Origin of the sequence: Acidovorax sp. GBBC 1281 (genome assembly GCF_028473645.1) — a bacterium.
Classification (GTDB): domain Bacteria; phylum Pseudomonadota; class Gammaproteobacteria; order Burkholderiales; family Burkholderiaceae_C; genus Paracidovorax.
The window spans coordinates 5,111,786-5,129,519 of record NZ_CP097269.1; the positions used below are offsets into that span (position 1 = coordinate 5,111,786).

The window sequence follows — 17,734 nt, forward strand, 5'->3', positions numbered from 1 at the left end:
AAACCACTTGCCCCCACGGCTACCGGACCTGAACGTTGCGCTGCCCCGACCACCCGACCTGCCGGATCTGAACGTTGCACTGCCCCGACCACCCGACCTGCCGGATCTGAACGTTGCACTGCCCCAACCACCCGACCTGCCGGATCTGAACGTTGCGCTGCGCCAACCACCCGACCTGCCGGATCTGAACGTTGCACTGCCCCAACCACCCGACCTGCCGGATCTGAACGTTGCGCTGCGCCAACCACCCGACCTGCCGGATCTGAACAACGCGCCGCCATCCTCCTCCTCATCCTCAGCCGAGTCGTCCCAGACCTCGGATTCCGACGAAGAAGACTGGCTCAGCGATGACGACGCAGCGCCGGACCCGCTCACGCTCCCATTCGTGAACCATGCGGAACTCGGCATTCACGGCACGCCCCATTCGGCCCAGGTCTTCGCGTTGCTGGACATGCTGGAGGCCCACCCGGAGCGGACACAGCAGGTGCTGCGCGTATCGGCCGACCTGCTCGTGGAACTGGGACCCCTGCCTGAATTGTGCGACGGGTTGGAGGCCCGTGCCAGGGACGAGGCCTTGCACCCGGTCATGGCGGAAGCCATTTGGCAATTGCAGGGCCTTCTGGTGCGCTTCGAGGACGAAGCTGTCGAGTCGGAGGACGAAGAGGAAGACAATGAGCACGAAGAACTCGCCCGGGACCTGCAGCGCCAGACGATGCCGCTGGGCTGGGAAATCGCCCAATGGCTGGGCCAAGACCATCCCGATGCCGCAGCGTTGAGCACCTTCGACGACGAACCCCAGGCCCCCGCTTTCGCTCGCATGCTCGCACGGCTGCGCGATGCCAGCCAAGATGGCCGTGAAGGCAGCTCATCCACGGCCACGGCGCAGCGGGCGGAACAGGTCGCCGCCGTCATTGATGCGGTGGCGGGCGATCCCGACCTGCGGGCGCAGGTCTTCCTGATCGCGCAGACGGCCTTGGGCAGCTGCCTGGACAACGTGCTTGAAGGCTTTTCCAAGGCGCTGCTGGCCGTTCGCAACCACCAGATGGTGGCGGACATCCGCAGCGGCCGGGTGGACGCCGCGCAGTTCGACCAATGGGCGGGACAGCAATTTCGGCTGGCCTTGCTGGAGAGCGAGGTCACCCGGTTCATTCACCGCGAACTGCAGCGCCAGGACCTGGGCCCCTGGCCGAAGCGCCAGCTGACGCGGGAGCCACTGGAGACCCTGATGCACGCCAAGCAGGCGCTGCGCAATCGCCTCGATCTGCCGGAAGGCACCGTGACGGGCGTGCAGGCCCTGCAGCTGAGCGTGCTGCGCCAAAAGGACGTGAACGATCTGGAAAAAGCCGTGATGCAGCAGGCCCGCGACCCCGCCGCCTACGGTGACTTCCGCATGGGCCACACGACCTGGCGCGAAGGCATGAAGGCGCTGTACTCCCGTGCATTCGCTTGGCTCCAGCACGCGCGCGACGACGATCCGTTCTTCGACGAAGACATTCCCGCTTCCACGGACCTGGAGGGGCAGGTCGAATACGCCATCCGCGCCCGGGCGGTGGAGGCGCGGTGGCAGCACGAGGAGGACCGGCTGCTGCGGCACCTGGCGGGTCTTGACGCGCCGATGCATCCCATGAAGCCCGAGCCGGACGCGGCCTGAGCCGCTGCAGGCGCCCCCCCGCTTCAGCTGGGCCTCACGGAGTCCACCATGCCCGGCACCGCCCACACCCGCCCGCCGCCGGTGGCGAAAAAGCGGCGCTCCGGGCCGGTGGTCATCGTCTGGCCGCCGGTGAACTCACCGAACGCCGGCAGCACGGTGAGTTGCGGCTCCACCGCGAAGCACGGCAGGCGCAGGGCGTCGCGCCCCCGCCCCCGCCCCCGCAGCACCACGGCGGGATGGACGTGGCCGGCGAGCACGTGCAGCGTGCCGTGCGCCTGCGGGTAATGGCAGCACGCGAACGGCCCGATCGGCCAGGGCTCGTCCACGATGGCGAACCCCAGGCCGGCCGGCGGATCGCCGGCGTGGCTGTCGTGGTTGCCGCGCACCAGCACCACCTGCAGCGCCGCATGCGCGGCGCGCCATGCCGACAGGGCGGCCAGCACGGCAGGCGACTGCGCTTCGGCCGCATGCAGGAAGTCGCCCAGCACCACCAGCCGCTGCGCGCCTTGCCGGGCGATCGTGGCCGACAGCCGATCGAGGTTGTCGCGCGTGGTACCCGAGGGCACTGGCAGCCCGCGCGCGCGGAAGGTGTCGGACTTGCCCAGGTGCACGTCGGCCACGAACAGCGTGCGGCCGGCCGGCCACCACAGGGAGCGGTCGGGCAGCAGGTGGACTTCGGTGCCGGCCAGGTGGCAGATGGCGGCGCCCTCGGCCGCGGGGTGGGTGTCCGTTGCGCTCATGCCTTGATGGTTCTTCACAGCCGGGGCAAGGGCCGCGAGGGCTTGCGCTCGCGGCGCCGCTTCGCGCCGCCGCCCGGTGCGGACTCGTCGGCCGCGGTCAGCGAGAAGTCGAGCGTGCGGCGCACCTCGGCCGCCGCGGACTGCAGGGGATCGTGCGGCACCACCGGGGCCGCGTCGACGGCCGGCGGTTCGCTGGCCGCGGCCTTCGGAAGCCGCCGCGCGCGCAGCGGCGGGTCGGGCGGCACCACGTCCTGCATGCGGGGCGCGGCATCGGCCGCCGGGCCGCGCGCATCGGCAGCACTGTCCAGTTGCGCGAGCATGCGCGCGATGCGGTCGGCCAGGTGCTCGTTGGTGAGCTTTTCGCGAAAGCGCTCCACCATGAGCGGAAAGGCGAACGGGCTCGGCCGCAGCAGCGCCCGCACCACCCGCTGCTGGCCCTGCATGCGGCGCAACGCGGCCAGCAGCTGGGCCACGTCCAGCTCCTGGCTCAGCACCTCTTCGTCGGCCTGGCGCAGCAGCATGTTGGTGGTGTCGTATTTGCGAAAGACCTCGAAGAACAGTTGCGACGACGCCTGCAGCTGGCGGGCGCTGCGGCGCTCGCCGGGGTGGCTCTGGAAGATCAGCCCCGACACGCGCGCGATCTCGCGAAAGCGCCGCCGCGCCATCTCGGTGGCGTTCAGGCTGGCCAGCACTTCGTGCAGCAGGGCCTGGCGCTCGGGGTCGCCGTGCGGCGCCTCGGGCAGGGGGTGGCCCGCGGCATCGTCGGCTTCGGCCCGGGCGGCATTGGCCGTGTTGCGGATGGCCAGGGCTTCGCTGGCGGGCACGCGCAGGTCGGAAGCGTCCGCGCCGGGGGCCGGGTCCGTCGTGGGCGCGGCGAGGGCACCAGGCGCGGGGCGGGCCTGCGTGCTGAGCAGCTCGGGCAGCAGGGCCGCCCAGTCGCGCTCGGTGGCGCTGAGCAGCTCCAGGCCGTAGTCGTTGACCGCGATCGAGAAGGTGCCCGCCTCGCCCTGCGCCGCGCGCCAGGCGAACAGGCTGGCCAGGCCGGTGTGTGCATGCCGCCCGGCGAAAGGGTAGAGAAACAGGTGCCAGCCTTCGCGCGTGCGCAGGGTTTCGGCCAGCAGCGTGCCGGGCGTGGGCAGGGCCGACCAGCGCTGCTGCACCTCCAGCAGCGGGCGCACGCTTTTCAGCTCGGGCGAGCGGTAGTCGCCGTCCGCCGCCAATGCGAGCTGGCGCACCACGAAGTCGGCCAGCACGGTGGACAAGGGCATGCGCGATCCTGCCCAGCGCGGCACGGTGGGCCGGCCCCGCGCGGCGCGGCGCACGTAGGCGGTCATGTCCTCGATCTTGACCATCTCCAGCACCTGGCCCGCGAACACGAAGCAGTCGCCGGCCGACAGGCGCGAGAGAAAGCTCTCTTCCATGGTGCCCAGGCGCGCGCCGTGCAGCACCTGCACCACCATGCTGGCATCGCTCACGATGGTGCCGATGTTGGCGCGGTGGCGCCGCGCCAGGCGCGCATCGGGCATGCGCCACACGCCGCCCTCGTCAGGCACCACGCGCTGGTAGTCCGGGTAGACGGCCAGCGACGGCCCGCCCCGGTGCACGAAGTCCAGGCACCACTGCCACACGGCGCGCGGCAGGTCGGCATAGGCCGCCGTGCGGCGCACCTCGGCATAGAGCGCCTCGGGCTCGAAGCCGCCGCCTAGGGCGACGGTGACCAGGTGCTGCACCAGCACGTCCACGGGGCGGCGCGGGCTGGCGCGCATCTCCACCTGGCCCGCCTGCACCGCGGCGCGGGCGGCGGCGGCCTCGACCAGCTCCAGGCTGTGGGTGGGCACCAGCGTGATGCGCGACGGCCGCCCGGGCGCGTGGCCCGATCGCCCCGCGCGCTGCAGCAGCCGCGCGATGCCCTTGGCCGAGCCGATCTGCAGCACGCGCTCCACGGGCAGGAAGTCCACGCCCAGGTCCAGGCTGGAGGTGCACACCACCGCCCGCAGCCGCCCGGCCTTGAGCCCGGCCTCGACCCATTCGCGCACGCCGCGATCCAGCGAGCCGTGGTGGATGGCCAACTCGCCCGCCCAGTCGGGCCGCGTATCGAGGATGGCCTTGTACCAGACCTCGGCCTGCGAGCGCACGTTGACGAAGACCAGCGTGGTGCACGTGCCGGCCAGCTCGCGCACCACGGCGGGCAGCATCGACAGGCCCAGGTGGCCGGCCCACGAAAAGCGCTCGGGGTGGTCGGGCAGCAGCGTGTCCACCACCAGGCGCTTGTCCACCCGCCCCTGCACCAGCACGCCCTCTGTGGAGCCGCCGCCCGGCAACCCGGGCGGCTGGCCCAGCAGCGTGTGCATGGCTTCCTCCAGGTTGCCGAGCGTGGCCGACATGCCCCACACGCGCAGCGCCGGGTTCCAGCCCTGCAGCCGGGCGATGGCCAGCTGCACCTGCACCCCGCGCTTGTTGCCCAGCAGCTCGTGCCATTCGTCGGCCACCACCAGTTGCACGGACGACAGCACCTCGCGCGCATCGCCGCGCGCCAGCAGCAGCGACAGGCTCTCGGGGGTGGTCACCAGCACTGTGGGCAGGCGCCGCGACTGCGCGCTGCGCTCGCCGCTGGCGGTATCGCCCGTGCGCGCGCCGGCCGTCCAGCGCGCCACGCCGCCATGCACCGGCGCCAGCGCATCGAGCGGCGCCTGCAGCGCCTTGAGCGTGTCGGCCGCCAGCGCCCGCATGGGCGTGAGCCACAGGACGGTGAGCGGTGCGGCGGTGCTCTGGCGTCCCCGCGAAGGGATTGCTACTTTTTTTATAGCATCATGCCCTAGTACTCTTTGTGCCGGAGCCCGATTCGGCTCAGATCCTTCCGGATCACCGGCCAGCGCCTGCAGGGCGCCGAGCCACACCGCAAAGGTCTTGCCCGCCCCGGTCGTCGCGTGCAGCAGCCCCGAGCGGCCCTCCGCCATGGCCTTCCACACCTGCTTCTGGAACGGGAAAGGCTTCCAGCCCCGCTGCGCGAACCAGTCGGCCACCGCGCGCTGGACCGTGGACCGGGTCACTGCCAGCCCCCCTGCCGTGGCGACCGGCTCCGCAACGACGTTCGCGCCTCGCCGGCCCGTACCCAGCGGCGTGACAAAGGAAGCGGCATGGCTTGCGTCCCCCGCTCCGCTTGCGCTGCGCTGCGCAGCGGCTGGCGCACGAACGGCCGCACCGGACGGAACGACGACCACCCGCCCGGCCGCGCCGCCGCGGAGCGCGCACGCACGGCCCCCGCTCGCCGCGCGCACCGCAGGCAGCCCGCCGAAAAGCGCAGGCAAGCCGGGTGCGCCGCCTTGGCCCGGAGCGTTTTCTTGGGATGCGTCACCGCAGGATGCGCCGGCCGCCGGCCCACCGCCCGGCCCAGGAACGCCGCGCGCTCACGGCCATCGTCAATGCGCGGCATGGACGGGCCTCCGGCGATCACGCATCCGACCTCGGCAACAACGCCGCCAGGGTGTCCACCGAATCCGCTTCGTCCACGGGCTTGTCCTCGCGCCAGCGCAGCATGCGCGGAAAGCGCACGGCGATCCCGCTCTTGTGGCGGCTGCTGCGGGCGATGCCCTCGAACCCCAGTTCGAACACCAGCGTGGGCCGCACGCTGCGCACCGGGCCGAAGGTCTCGACGGTGGTCTTGCGGATGACCGCATCCACCCGCGCCATCTCCGCATCGGTCAGGCCGGAATAGGCCTTGGCGAACGGCACCAGCGCGCGCCCCTCCGTGCCCGGTGGGCCGTCCCACACCGCGAAGGTGTAGTCGCTGTAGAGGCTGGCGCGCCGGCCATGGCCGCGCTGGGCATAGATCAGCACCGCATCGATGCTCAAGGGGTCGATCTTCCACTTCCACCACGTGCCCACGTCCTTGGTGCGGCCCACGCCGTACTCGGCATCGCGGGCCTTGAGCATCATGCCTTCCACGCCCAGCGAGCGGGCCTGCTCGCGCTGGATCGCCAGATCCTGCCAGCGGTCGCCCTGCAGCACCGGGCTGGCCACCAGCGCCGGGTGCGCCACGCGCGCCAGCAGCGCATCGAGCCGCGCCCGCCGTTCGTGCTGGGGCCGCTGGCGCAGGTCCTGGCCGCCCTCCTCCAGCAGGTCGTAGGCGAGCAGCACCACGGGCAGCTCGCGCAGTAGCTTCGGTGTGAGGGTCTTGCGGCCGATGCGCTTTTGCAAATCGGCGAACGGGCGCACGTGGGCCGCAGCATCGCCCTCGGCGGCGCGCCAGACGACGATCTCGCCATCGAGCACCGTGCCGTCGGGCAGCGCTTCCCCGAGCGCCTGCAGCTCTGGGAAGCGGTCGCTCACCAGCTCCTCGCCGCGCGACCAGACCCAGGTGCCGGCGCCTTCGCTGGCGCCCTCGGCGCCGGTGCTGCGGCGCACGATCTGGGCGCGGATGCCGTCCCATTTCCACTCCACGATCCACTGCGCGGGCGGGCCGAGCACCGTGTCGAACTGGGACACCGGCAGTTGCAGCGGGTGCGCCAGGAAGAAGGGATAGGGATGGCCCCGGGCTTCGCCCTGCGCCGCGTCATCGCCGCCTTCGCCCTCGGCTGCGACCAGGCGCAGGTAGTCGGCCTCGCCCGGACGCGCCCCGATGTGCGTGTAGCCCATGAGCCGCTGCGCGACACGCTTGGCATCCACGCCGCTCACCGCCGCCAGCGCCTGCGTGACCTGCAGGCGCGACACGCCCACGCGGAACGCCCCCGTGATGAGCTTGAAATACACCAGCCGCTCTTCGGGCGCGAGGCCTGCCCACTGGGCCCGCAGCGTGGTCTCCAGCGCCTCGGGCGGCATGCCGCGCAGGGGCAGCAGGTGGTGCTCCATCCACTCGGCCAGCCCCAGCGCCTGCACGGCGGTGGGCGAGGGCAGCAGCAGCGAGATGGTCTCGGCCAGGTCGCCCACGGCCTCGTAGCTCTCGTCGAACAGCCATTCGGGCAACCGGGCCGCATCGCGCGCCAGGGTGCGCAGCAGCTTGGTCGGCACCAGCTGCCTTGGCTTGCCGCCGGCCAGGAAATACACCGCCCATGCCGCATCCGCCGGCGCCGCGGCGCGCAGGTAGGCCTGCAGCGCGGCCTGCTTGGCCAGGCTGGAGGTGCTGGCGTCGAGCGCGCGATAGAGCGCGGCGAAGTCCTTCATGGTTCAGACGAAGGGGGTCGGCGGGGCAGCGTGGAAGAGAGGGAGGGGGACTCGGCCTCGGAAGGGGCAACGCCTTCGGTGGCGGGCTCCGTGAGGCGACCTTGATCGGGATCGGTGGCCGCGGCGGCGCGTGTCGATCGGCCTCTGGGGCGGGGCCTGGGAGCACCGGACACGCCGTCCAGCGCTGCGGCCTGGGCGGCTGCGGCCCCATCCCTCGGGCCTTCTCCGGCCTGCGCAGCGGGGGCGCTGGCATCGGACGGCGGCGGGGCGGACGGCGCACCGTCGATCACCGGGGATGCGTCTCCACCGGGCTGGGCGATCGCGGGCTTGGACGCCTGCGCGGCACGGGCCGCGTCCACCGCCTCATCGCCCTGCGCTGGCACCGGCACGGCCGATGCCGGAGCGGCCTCCTGGTCATCCTCATCGCCGTATTCCGTGTGAAACGATTGCGCATCCAGCCCCTGTTCGCACAGCCAGCGCACCAGCACCGCCACGCTGCCATGGGTCACGAAAACGCGTTCGGCCCCGGTGGCCCCGATCGCCCGCTGCAGGCCGGGCCAGTCCGCATGGTCCGACATCACGAACCCGCGGTCCACGCCCCGGCGCCGGCGCGTGCCGCGCAGCTGCATCCAGCCGCTGGCGAATGCATCGGCATGGCGGGCGAAGCGGCGCATCCAGGGCGTGCCCTGGGCGGACGGCGGGGCCAAGACCAGCGCGGTCTTGAGCATTTGCGCATCCACCCCCGGGTCGGTCACGCGAAAGGTGGGCGGCAAATCAACGCCGGCCGCGCGGTACACCGCATTGAGCGGCTCCACTGCGCCATGCACCACGATTGGCCCGATGCTGCGGTCCACGCCGTGCAGGATGCGCTGCGCCTTGCCGAAGGCATAGCACAGCAGCACCGAAGGCCGGCCCTGCGCGGCATTGGCGCGCCACCAGGCATCGATGTCGGCGAACAGCACCGGCTGCGTGGGCCAGCGGTAGATGGGCAGGCCGAAGGTGGATTCGGTGATGAAGGTGTCGCAGCGCACCGGCTCAAACGGGGTGCAGGTGCCGTCGGCCTCGGTCTTGTAGTCGCCCGAGGCGACCCACACCCGCCCGCCGTGCTCCAGCCGCACCTGGGCGGACCCCAGCACATGGCCGGCGGGGTGCAGCGACAGGCGCACGCCGTGGTGTTCGATGGCCTCGCCATAGGCCAGTGTCTGCAAGGCGATATCGGCACCCAGCCTGGCCCGCAGGACGCCCTCGCTGTCGGTATGGGCGAGGTAATGGGCGTGGCCCATGCGCGCATGGTCCGAATGGCCGTGCGTGATGACTGCCCGCTCCACCGGCCGCCAGGGGTCGATGTAGAAATCGCCCGCGGTGCAGTACAGGCCTTCGGGGCGCGCGACGATCAGATCGACGTCACCGCGCGCCATGTCCGGTGTCTTTCGCGAAAGGGGAGAAGCGCCTACGGGCGACCTGTCTGACCCCGTCGCCCAATGCGCCGTGCGTAGAAGGAAGTGCTGTGTGCGCTTTCATGCCGAATGCTATCGCCCACCCCTCTTTCGCCCCGGTGCGGAACGCCGCATGCCCGTGTCAGCCGACGCCTACCGTGCTGGCGGCGCGCCCCGGCCGCCCGCCCCGAGCCCGCCTGCACGGCCCTTTTTGCCTCATTCATCGTGGCCATGAAAAAAGCCGCCCGAAGGCGGCTTTGTATCGGACGGCAGGCAAGCCGTTCGTTCGGTCAGCGCTTTTGGCGGAACTTGCGCAGCGCAGCGATCTGCGCGGCCATCACGGCCAGTTCCGATTGCGCCTTGGCCAGGTCGAGTTCGCTCTTGGCGTTCTTGACCGCTTCTTCGGCCGCGGCCTTGGCCTGGTTGGCCTTCTCGTCATCCAGGTCCTTGCCGCGCACCGCGGTATCGGACAGCACCGTCACGCGGTGGGGCTGCACTTCCAGAATGCCACCGGCCACGAAGACGAACTCTTCGCCGCCATCGGCCATCTCGATGCGCACCGAGCCGGGCTTGATGCGCGTGATCAGCGGGGTGTGGCGGGGGTAGATGCCCAGTTCACCGGCTTCGCCGGGCAGAGCGACGAACCGCGCTTCGCCGGAGAAGATGGACTCTTCGGCGCTGACGACATCGACGTGAATGGTGTTCATGGGGTTCCTTCCAAAAGTCGGGAAAGCTGGAAATCGGCAGTCTGCTCGGTCGGCGCGCCGCAGGTGACTGGAAGCACCCGCATGGCACGCTCACCCGTGGCAGGCCGCCGACCGCGCCGCCTTACGCGACCTTCTTGGCCTTTTCGAAGGCTTCGTCGATCGTGCCGACCATGTAGAACGCCTGCTCGGGCAGGTGATCGCACTCGCCGGCCACGATCATCTTGAAACCACGGATGGTTTCGGACAGCGGCACGTACTTGCCGGGCGAGCCCGTGAACACTTCGGCCACGTGGAACGGCTGCGACAGGAAACGCTGGATCTTCCGGGCGCGGGCCACGGCCAGCTTGTCCTCGGGAGCCAGTTCGTCCATGCCCAGAATGGCGATGATGTCGCGCAGTTCCTTGTAGCGCTGCAGCGTGCCTTGCACACCGCGGGCCACCGCATAGTGCTCTTCGCCCACGACTTGCGGGTCGAGCTGGCGGCTGGTGGAGTCCAGCGGGTCCACGGCAGGGTAGATACCCAGCGAAGCGATGTCACGCGACAGCACCACGGTGGAGTCCAAGTGGGCGAACGTCGTGGCGGGCGATGGGTCGGTCAAGTCATCCGCTGGCACGTACACGGCCTGGATGGAGGTGATCGAGCCCACCTTGGTGGAGGTGATGCGCTCTTGCAGGCGGCCCATTTCTTCGGCCAGCGTGGGCTGGTAGCCCACGGCGGAAGGCATGCGACCCAGCAGGGCGGACACTTCGGTACCGGCCAGCGTGTAGCGGTAGATGTTGTCCACGAAGAACAGCACGTCGCGGCCTTCGTCGCGGAACGATTCGGCGATCGTCAGACCGGTCAGCGCAACGCGCAGGCGGTTGCCTGGGGGCTCGTTCATCTGGCCGTAGACCATGGCCACCTTGGACTCTTCGAGCTTCTCGAGATTCACCACGCCGGAATCGGCCATCTCGTGATAGAAGTCGTTCCCTTCACGGGTCCGCTCGCCCACACCCGCGAACACCGACAGACCGCTGTGGGCCTTGGCGATGTTGTTGATGAGCTCCATCATGTTCACGGTCTTGCCCACACCGGCGCCGCCGAACAGACCCACCTTGCCGCCCTTGGCGAACGGGCACACCAGGTCGATCACCTTGATGCCGGTTTCCAGCAGCTCCTGCGAAGGCGACAGTTCGTCGTACGCGGGGGCCTTGCGGTGGATGGAGGCCGTGAGGTCCTGGCTGACCGGACCGCGCTCGTCGATGGGCGCGCCCAGCACGTCCATGATGCGGCCCAGGGTCGCCTTGCCCACGGGCACGGTGATGGGGTTGCCGGTGTTGGTCACCACGATGCCGCGGCGCAGGCCGTCGGACGAGCCCAGGGCGATGGTGCGCACAATGCCGTCGCCCAGCTGCTGCTGCACTTCCAGCGTCAGGGTGGAACCGTCGAGCTTCAGGGCGTCGTAAATCTTGGGCATCTGGTCGCGCGGGAACTCCACGTCCACCACGGCGCCGATACATTGAACAATCTTGCCTTGCACTTGAGCCATTTTTTGCTCCAAATAAATGTGGGTTGAGCTGTCTGTTTACACAGCAGCAGCGCCGGACACGATTTCCGAAAGCTCTTTCGTGATCGCTGCCTGGCGCGTTTTGTTGTAGACCAGCTTCAACTCGCCGATGACGCTGCCTGCGTTGTCGGTGGCAGCCTTCATGGCCACCATGCGCGCGGACTGCTCGGAGGCCATGTTTTCTGCCACGGCCTGGTAGATCAGGGATTCGACATAGCGCAACAGCAGCTCGTCGATGACGCTCTGCGCATCGGGCTCATAGATGTAGTCCCAGCCGTGCTCCGTCTTCTCCGCTTCCATCTGCGAGGAAGACAGGGGGAGCAGACGCTCCACCACCGACTCCTGCCGCATGGTGTTGATGAACTTGGTGTACCCCAGGTACACCGCGTTGATCTTGCCTTCGGCATAAGCGTCGAGCAGCACCTTCACGGGGCCGATCAGCTTGTCCAGATGCGGGGTGTCGCCCAGACCGGTGACATGCGAAACCACCTTGGCACCGACGCGGTTCAGGAAACCCAGGCCCTTGTTGCCAATGGCCACGGCCTCGGTGGACACGCCAGCAGACTGCAACTCGCGCAGCTTGGTGGTCACGGCACGCAACACGTTGGTGTTCATGCCGCCACACAGGCCCTTGTCGGTCGTCACCACGATGACACCGGCCACCTTGGCATCGTTTTCCTTCATGAAAGGATGAACGTACTCCGGATTGGCCTTGCCGAGGTTGGCGGCGATGTTGCGGATCTTCTCGCTGTAAGGACGGGCCGAGCGCATCCGCTCTTGCGCCTTGCGCATCTTGGACGCGGCCACCATTTCCATGGCCTTAGTGATCTTCTTGGTGTTTTCCACCGATTTGATCTTGCCGCGTATTTCCTTGCCTGCTGCCATGATGATTCCTCGTTCGGTTTAGGCGAACGACTTCTTGAACGCGCCGATGGCGGCGGTCAATTCGGCTTCAGCGTCCTTGTCCATGGCCTTCGCCTGTTCCAGCTTGGCCAGCAGAGGGCCGTGGCTGGACTTCAGGAACTGGTGCAGGCCGTGTTCGAACTCGAGCACCTTCTTGACTTCGATGTCGTCCATGAAGCCCTTGTTCACTGCGAACAGCGTCGCACCCATCAACGAGATGGGCAGCGGGCTGTACTGGGCTTGCTTGAGCAGTTCGGTCACGCGGGCACCGCGGTCCAGCTGCTTGCGGGTGGCTTCGTCCAGGTCGGAAGCGAACTGCGCGAACGCAGCCAGTTCCCGGTACTGGGCCAGGTCGGTACGGATACCGCCGGACAGGCTCTTGATGATCTTGGTCTGGGCAGCACCACCGACGCGCGACACCGAGATACCGGCGTTGATGGCGGGGCGGATACCGGCGTTGAACAGGCTGGTTTCCAGGAAGATCTGGCCGTCCGTGATCGAGATCACGTTGGTCGGAACGAAGGCGGACACGTCGCCGGCTTGCGTTTCGATGATCGGCAGTGCGGTCAGCGAACCGGTCTTGCCCTTGACTTCACCCTTGGTGAAGGCCTCGACGTAGTCGGCGTTCACGCGGGCGGCACGCTCCAGCAGGCGGCTGTGGAGATAGAACACGTCGCCGGGGTAGGCTTCGCGGCCTGGTGGGCGGCGCAGCAGCAGCGAAACCTGGCGGTAGGCCACGGCCTGCTTAGACAGGTCGTCATAGACGATCAGCGCGTCTTCGCCGCGGTCGCGGAAGTACTCGCCCATCGTGCAGCCGGAGTAGGCCGACACGTACTGCATGGCGGCGGACTCGGAAGCCGAAGCGGCCACCACGATCGTGTACTCCATCGCGCCGGCTTGCTCCAGCGAGCGCACGACGTTCTTGATGGACGATGCCTTCTGGCCGATGGCGACGTAGATACACGTCACGCCCTGGCCCTTCTGGGCAATGATGGCGTCGATGGCGACGGCCGTCTTGCCGGTCTGGCGGTCACCGATGATCAGCTCGCGCTGGCCACGGCCCACGGGCACCATGGAGTCGATGGACTTCAGGCCGGTCTGCAGGGGCTGGTCCACCGATTTACGGGCGATCACGCCCGGAGCGACCTTTTCGATCACGTCGGTGAGCTTGGCGTTGATGGGACCCTTGCCGTCGATCGGCTGGCCCAGCGCGTTCACCACGCGGCCCACGAGTTCGGGGCCCACGGGCACTTCCAGAATGCGGCCCGTGCACTTGACGGTGTCGCCTTCGGAGATGTGCTCGTACTCGCCCAGAATCACGGCGCCGACGGAGTCGCGCTCGAGGTTCAGTGCCAGGCCGTAGGAAGGTGCACCGTCCTTGTTGGCGGGGAACTCCAGCATTTCGCCCTGCATCACGTCGGACAGGCCGTGCACGCGCACGATACCGTCGGACACGGACACCACGGTGCCCTGATTGCGGATATCGCTGCTGGCTGCCAGACCTTCGATGCGGCTCTTGATCAGTTCAGAAATTTCTGCGGGATTGAGTTGCATGACTCTTTCCTTCTTTCTTTGGTTAGCCGAGACCTCAAGCCGCTTACGCAGTGAGGGCCGCTTTCATTTGTTCCAGACGGGCTTTGACGGAGGTGTCGAGCACCTCGTCTCCCACGACTACGCGAACGCCGCCGATCAGGGATTCGTCCACCTGTACCGAGACATTCAGCTTGCGGCCGAAGCGCTTTTCGAGCACCGCGTCCAGGCCGGCCAACGCGGCGGCGTCCAGCGCAAAAGCGCTGAACACCACGGCATCGGAAGAGCCGTTACGCCGATTCACCAGCGCGCGGAACTGGGCCGCCACCTCGGGAAGCGCGTCCACACGGCCGTTCTCGATGATGACGCGCAGGAAGTTGCGGGCTGCCTCGGGCAGCGCGCCACGAACCACGCCCGTGATGACGTCGAACACCTGTTCGGAGGTCACCTTGGGGTTGTCCGCCAGCTGGCGCAGTTGGGGATTGGCGGCAATCGCCGCCACTTCTTCCACCCAGGCCACGGTGCCGTTCAGGTCGGCACCCGGCTGGGACGTGCTGGCCTTGAACAGGGCTTCCGCGTAAGGGCGGGCAATGGTGGCGAGTTCTGCCATGTGCGCGCTCCTTACAGCTCGGTCTTCAGGCGGTTCAGCAGGTCGGCGTGGACGCCAGCATTGACTTCCTTGCGGAGAATCTGCTCGGCGCCCTTGACGGCCAGCGCAGCGACCTGCTCGCGCAGGGCTTCACGGGCCTGGATCGACTGCTGCTCGGCATCGGCACGGGCAGCGGCGACGATCTTGTTGCCTTCCTCGGTCGCACGGGCCTTGGCCTCGTCGATGATGGCCTGAGCGCGGCGCTCGGCGTCCGCAATACGCGATGCCGTTTCGTTGCGCGTCTGGGCCAGTTCCTTCTCGACGCGCTGGTTCACAGCGGTCAATTCGGATTTGGCACGGTCGGCGGCAGCGAGGCCATCGGCGATTTTCTGGGCTCGCTCGTCCAGTGCCTTCGCGATCGGGGGCCACACGAACTTCATCGTGAACAGCACCAGGATCAGAAAGACAATGGCCTGAACGAACAGGGTCGCGTTGATACTCACGGCAACACCTTTCTAGTTGGGCGTTGAACGGAGCTTAGGCCAGGACGAAGGGGTTGGCGAAAGCGAACAGCAGAGCGATGGCCACGCCGATCAGGAAGGCGGCGTCGATCAGACCGGCCAAGATGAACATCTTGGTTTGCAGTTCGTTGATCAGCTCAGGCTGGCGAGCGGACGCTTCGAGGTACTTGCCACCCATCAGTGCGATGCCGATCGAAGCGCCGATAGCGCCGAGACCCACGATCAGACCACAAGCCAGAGCGACGAGACCGAGAACGTTTTCCATGATGACTCCTAGGATGAAAAGAAAGGAAGGTTGAAAAAGAAAGGGAAAGGATCAGTGAGCTTCATGCGCCTGGCCGAGATAGATCAGCGCAAGCATCATGAAAATGAAGGCCTGCAGGGTGATCACCAGGATGTGGAAGATCGCCCAGATCGAGCCTGCAATGATGTGCCCCAGAGGGAGCAACACACCGGAAAGCGACATGGCAGCAGCACCGCCCATCAGGGCAATCAGCATGAACACCAACTCACCAGCGTACATGTTGCCGAACAACCGCATGCCATGCGACACGGTCTTGGCAATGTATTCAATGATCTGCATGAGCAGATTGACCACGCCCAGGATCAGGGCGAAGACGGGATTCTTGCTGGTGCCGAACGGTGCGGTGACCAGTTCATGCGCCCAGCCGCCCAGGCCCTTGATCTTCACGCTGTAGTACAGGCAAAGCACCAGCACGGCGAATGACAGACCGAGGGTGGTGGACAGATCGGCAGTGGGCACCACACGCAGGTAGGCATGGTGCGGATCATGGCCGGCGGCACCGTAGATCTGGGCCCAGATGGCGGGCAGCAGATCGACCGGCAGCATGTCCATGGCATTCATCAGGAAGATCCAGACGAACACGGTCAGTGCCAGGGGAGCGATGAACTTGCGGCTTTCAGCGTTGTGGATGTTGGCCTTGGCCTGGTTGTCCACCATCTCGACCAGGATCTCCACCGCAGCCTGGAAACGGCCCGGCACGCCGGAGGTCGCCGTGCGGGCGGCACGCCAGAAGACAAAAAGTGCAATGAAACCGAGAACCAAACCCACGATCACGGAATCGAAGTTCACCACGGAGAAATCGACAATGGACTTCTGCTTGATGTTCTGGAGATGCTGCAAGTGGTGAACGATGTATTCACTGGCAGTCGGTGCATGCGCTTCTGCGGCCATCGGACAACTCTTCTATCAATATCAATCGGTTTTTCGGACACCGGGCCGCACCATGAGGGCGATCCAGTACGTTTTCATCGTCACTACCATGCCGGCCAGCAATGCCAGCCAACTCAGCCCCGGAACCAGCCGGGGCGCCGCCGCCAGCATGGCAACGGTCATTGCAATCTTGACCAACTCCCAACCGAACAGGCCAGCCATCGCACCTCCCGCGGAAGTTTGATGCCGGGCCATGCCCCGCGCGAACAAGGCCGCAGGAATCACCACCGCCAGTGCGCCATATCCCGTGGACCAAGCCACAGAGGGCCTGCCGGAAACCAGCCATGCCACCAGGGCAGCCAGTGCTCCGACGAATGCCTGCCCCCAGACGATTCGCCACACGGAGATCCGCGGATGCCGGAGGCGCCACTGCGCAGCCTCTTCGGCTGACAGGGGCTTGAAGTCGGAATCTTCAGCCTCAGTTTCGTGGTCGGGAGCGTTTGTTTTCATTGAGGAATGACGCCCACTTTACAGACCGAAACTTTCACAAAGCCCCTGATTATAAGTAAAAACCACTTTCATCCGGCAATGACCTCTCAGGCCGGTATGAAAGTGTGCGCACGCGCGCTCCGTTGTGGTGACCGGCCAACGTGAACCGCCCTATCGCGGTGCAGACTTCGACCGAAAGATTGCCGCCCCGAACCCGTTCAAAATGGCACGAAGCCCGCCGTTTATAGACCATCGCCATGACACAGCCCCCTTCCACGCTCCCATCAGACGCCCCGTCCGCGACCGATCCCCGCAAGGATTCGCTCATCGAGTACCCCTCGTCGTTCCCCATCAAGGTCATGGGGCAGAAAGTGGATGGATTCGTCCACGCGGTGACGGAACTGGCGCACCGCTTCGACCCGACCTTCGACGCGTCGACCATCGAACTGCGCGACAGCCGCGCCGGTAATTACCTGGGCGTCACCATCACGATCACAGCCACCAGCCGCGAGCAGCTTGACGACCTTTACCGGGCGCTGTCCTCGCACCCGATGGTCAAGGTGGTGCTCTAAGTCCCATGGAGATTCGCCACCTGGGCCTCGTGGACTATCTGGAGACGCTGCAGGGCATGCAGGCGTTCACGCAGGAGCGTACGCCCCAGACTCCCGATGCGCTGTGGATCTGCCAGCACCCGCCGCTCTACACGCAAGGGCTGGCCGGCAAGGCCGACCATGTACTGGCCCCTGGCGACATTCCCATCGTCGCCACCAATCGGGGCGGGCAGGTGACTTTCCATGGTCCGGGGCAGGTCGTGGCCTATCCGTTGCTGGATCTGCAGCGCGCCGGTTATTTCGTCAAGGAATACGTCTACCGCATCGAAGAATCGGTGATCCGGACGCTGGCCCATTTCGGCGTCACCGGGCACCGCGTGGGCGGGGCCCCGGGCATCTACGTGCGCCTGGACGACCCGGCAGGCCATGCCCAGCTGCCGCAGCGGCCACGCAAGGCCGAGGGTCTGCCAGCCACGCAAGCCCATGATGCCCCTGACTTCACCGGGCTGGGCAAGATCGCCGCACTGGGCATCAAGGTGTCGCGCCATTGCACCTACCACGGCGTGGCACTCAACGTGGACATGGACCTGGAACCCTTCTCGCGCATCAACCCTTGTGGCTACGCAGGGTTGCAAACGGTGGACCTTTCTACAATCGGGGTCCACACCACCTGGGAAGAAGCCGCCGAAGTGCTGAGCCAGCAGCTCGCCATTCGCCTGGCCCCCTGACCACTACCC

15 protein-coding genes and 1 pseudogene are annotated in these 17,734 nt (G+C 67.4%); 3 read left to right on the forward strand and 13 right to left on the reverse strand.

From position 1 onward, the window contains the following. Nucleotides 1–7: 7 nt before the first annotated feature. On the forward strand, nt 8–1,651 hold the full coding sequence (locus M5C96_RS23970) for an NEL-type E3 ubiquitin ligase domain-containing protein (RefSeq protein ID WP_272565766.1): 1,644 nt from the start codon (nt 8–10) through the stop codon (nt 1,649–1,651). 23 nt (nt 1,652–1,674) lie between these two features. Here the strand turns inward: M5C96_RS23970 and pdeM are convergent, their stop codons facing one another. The 13 genes and pseudogenes from pdeM to M5C96_RS24035 all read right to left on the reverse strand — a co-directional run bounded on the left by pdeM (nt 1,675) and on the right by M5C96_RS24035 (nt 16,467). Further along, the gene (pdeM, locus tag M5C96_RS23975) at nt 1,675–2,391 is read right to left on the reverse strand and encodes a ligase-associated DNA damage response endonuclease PdeM (RefSeq protein ID WP_272565768.1); all 717 of its coding nucleotides are present in this window, start codon (nt 2,389–2,391) and stop codon (nt 1,675–1,677) included. A gap of 14 nt (nt 2,392–2,405) precedes the next feature. Continuing rightward, the gene (locus tag M5C96_RS23980) at nt 2,406–5,447 is read right to left on the reverse strand and encodes a ligase-associated DNA damage response DEXH box helicase (RefSeq protein ID WP_442867409.1); all 3,042 of its coding nucleotides are present in this window, start codon (nt 5,445–5,447) and stop codon (nt 2,406–2,408) included. Nucleotides 5,448–5,841: 394 nt separating this feature from the next. Further along, nucleotides 5,842–7,551: an ATP-dependent DNA ligase gene (locus M5C96_RS23985; protein ID WP_272565772.1), complete on the reverse strand. Its 1,710-nt coding sequence runs from the start codon at nt 7,549–7,551 to the stop codon at nt 5,842–5,844. Nucleotides 7,552–7,925: 374 nt separating this feature from the next. After that, nucleotides 7,926–8,969 (reverse strand): annotated as a pseudogene (locus M5C96_RS23990) (ligase-associated DNA damage response exonuclease); the annotation flags it as partial. Nucleotides 8,970–9,277: 308 nt separating this feature from the next. After that, nucleotides 9,278–9,694 (reverse strand): F0F1 ATP synthase subunit epsilon, encoded by a 417-nt coding sequence (locus tag M5C96_RS23995; RefSeq protein ID WP_092745245.1) that lies wholly within the window; start codon nt 9,692–9,694, stop codon nt 9,278–9,280. A gap of 121 nt (nt 9,695–9,815) precedes the next feature. Beyond that, complete coding sequence (gene atpD / locus M5C96_RS24000; RefSeq protein WP_272565773.1) at nt 9,816–11,222, reverse strand: F0F1 ATP synthase subunit beta; 1,407 nt, start codon at nt 11,220–11,222, stop codon at nt 9,816–9,818. A gap of 36 nt (nt 11,223–11,258) precedes the next feature. After that, entirely contained in the window at nt 11,259–12,125 is an 867-nt protein-coding gene (gene atpG, locus M5C96_RS24005; RefSeq protein ID WP_272549600.1) for a F0F1 ATP synthase subunit gamma, read from the reverse strand. An 18-nt stretch (nt 12,126–12,143) separates the two neighbouring features. Then, nucleotides 12,144–13,697 (reverse strand): F0F1 ATP synthase subunit alpha, encoded by a 1,554-nt coding sequence (gene atpA / locus M5C96_RS24010; RefSeq protein ID WP_272565775.1) that lies wholly within the window; start codon nt 13,695–13,697, stop codon nt 12,144–12,146. Between the two features lie 43 nt (nt 13,698–13,740). Beyond that, a complete protein-coding gene (locus M5C96_RS24015; protein ID WP_272565778.1) occupies nt 13,741–14,283 on the reverse strand; it encodes a F0F1 ATP synthase subunit delta in 543 nt (180 codons plus the stop codon). A gap of 11 nt (nt 14,284–14,294) precedes the next feature. After that, complete coding sequence (locus M5C96_RS24020; protein ID WP_272565779.1) at nt 14,295–14,765, reverse strand: F0F1 ATP synthase subunit B; 471 nt, start codon at nt 14,763–14,765, stop codon at nt 14,295–14,297. A gap of 34 nt (nt 14,766–14,799) precedes the next feature. Continuing rightward, nucleotides 14,800–15,048, reverse strand: coding sequence for a F0F1 ATP synthase subunit C (gene atpE, locus M5C96_RS24025; protein WP_092745139.1), 249 nt, complete (start codon nt 15,046–15,048; stop codon nt 14,800–14,802). 51 nt (nt 15,049–15,099) lie between these two features. Next, a complete protein-coding gene (gene atpB / locus M5C96_RS24030; protein WP_092745138.1) occupies nt 15,100–15,978 on the reverse strand; it encodes a F0F1 ATP synthase subunit A in 879 nt (292 codons plus the stop codon). A gap of 21 nt (nt 15,979–15,999) precedes the next feature. After that, nucleotides 16,000–16,467, reverse strand: coding sequence for an ATP synthase subunit I (locus M5C96_RS24035; protein ID WP_272565781.1), 468 nt, complete (start codon nt 16,465–16,467; stop codon nt 16,000–16,002). A 236-nt stretch (nt 16,468–16,703) separates the two neighbouring features. Between M5C96_RS24035 and M5C96_RS24040 the strand changes: the two genes are divergently transcribed. Both M5C96_RS24040 and lipB read left to right on the forward strand, forming a co-directional pair. Next, a complete protein-coding gene (locus M5C96_RS24040; protein ID WP_272565783.1) occupies nt 16,704–17,018 on the forward strand; it encodes a YbeD family protein in 315 nt (104 codons plus the stop codon). Between the two features lie 5 nt (nt 17,019–17,023). Continuing rightward, the gene (lipB, locus tag M5C96_RS24045) at nt 17,024–17,725 is read left to right on the forward strand and encodes a lipoyl(octanoyl) transferase LipB (RefSeq protein WP_272565784.1); all 702 of its coding nucleotides are present in this window, start codon (nt 17,024–17,026) and stop codon (nt 17,723–17,725) included. The last annotated feature ends 9 nt before the right edge of the window (nt 17,726–17,734 follow it).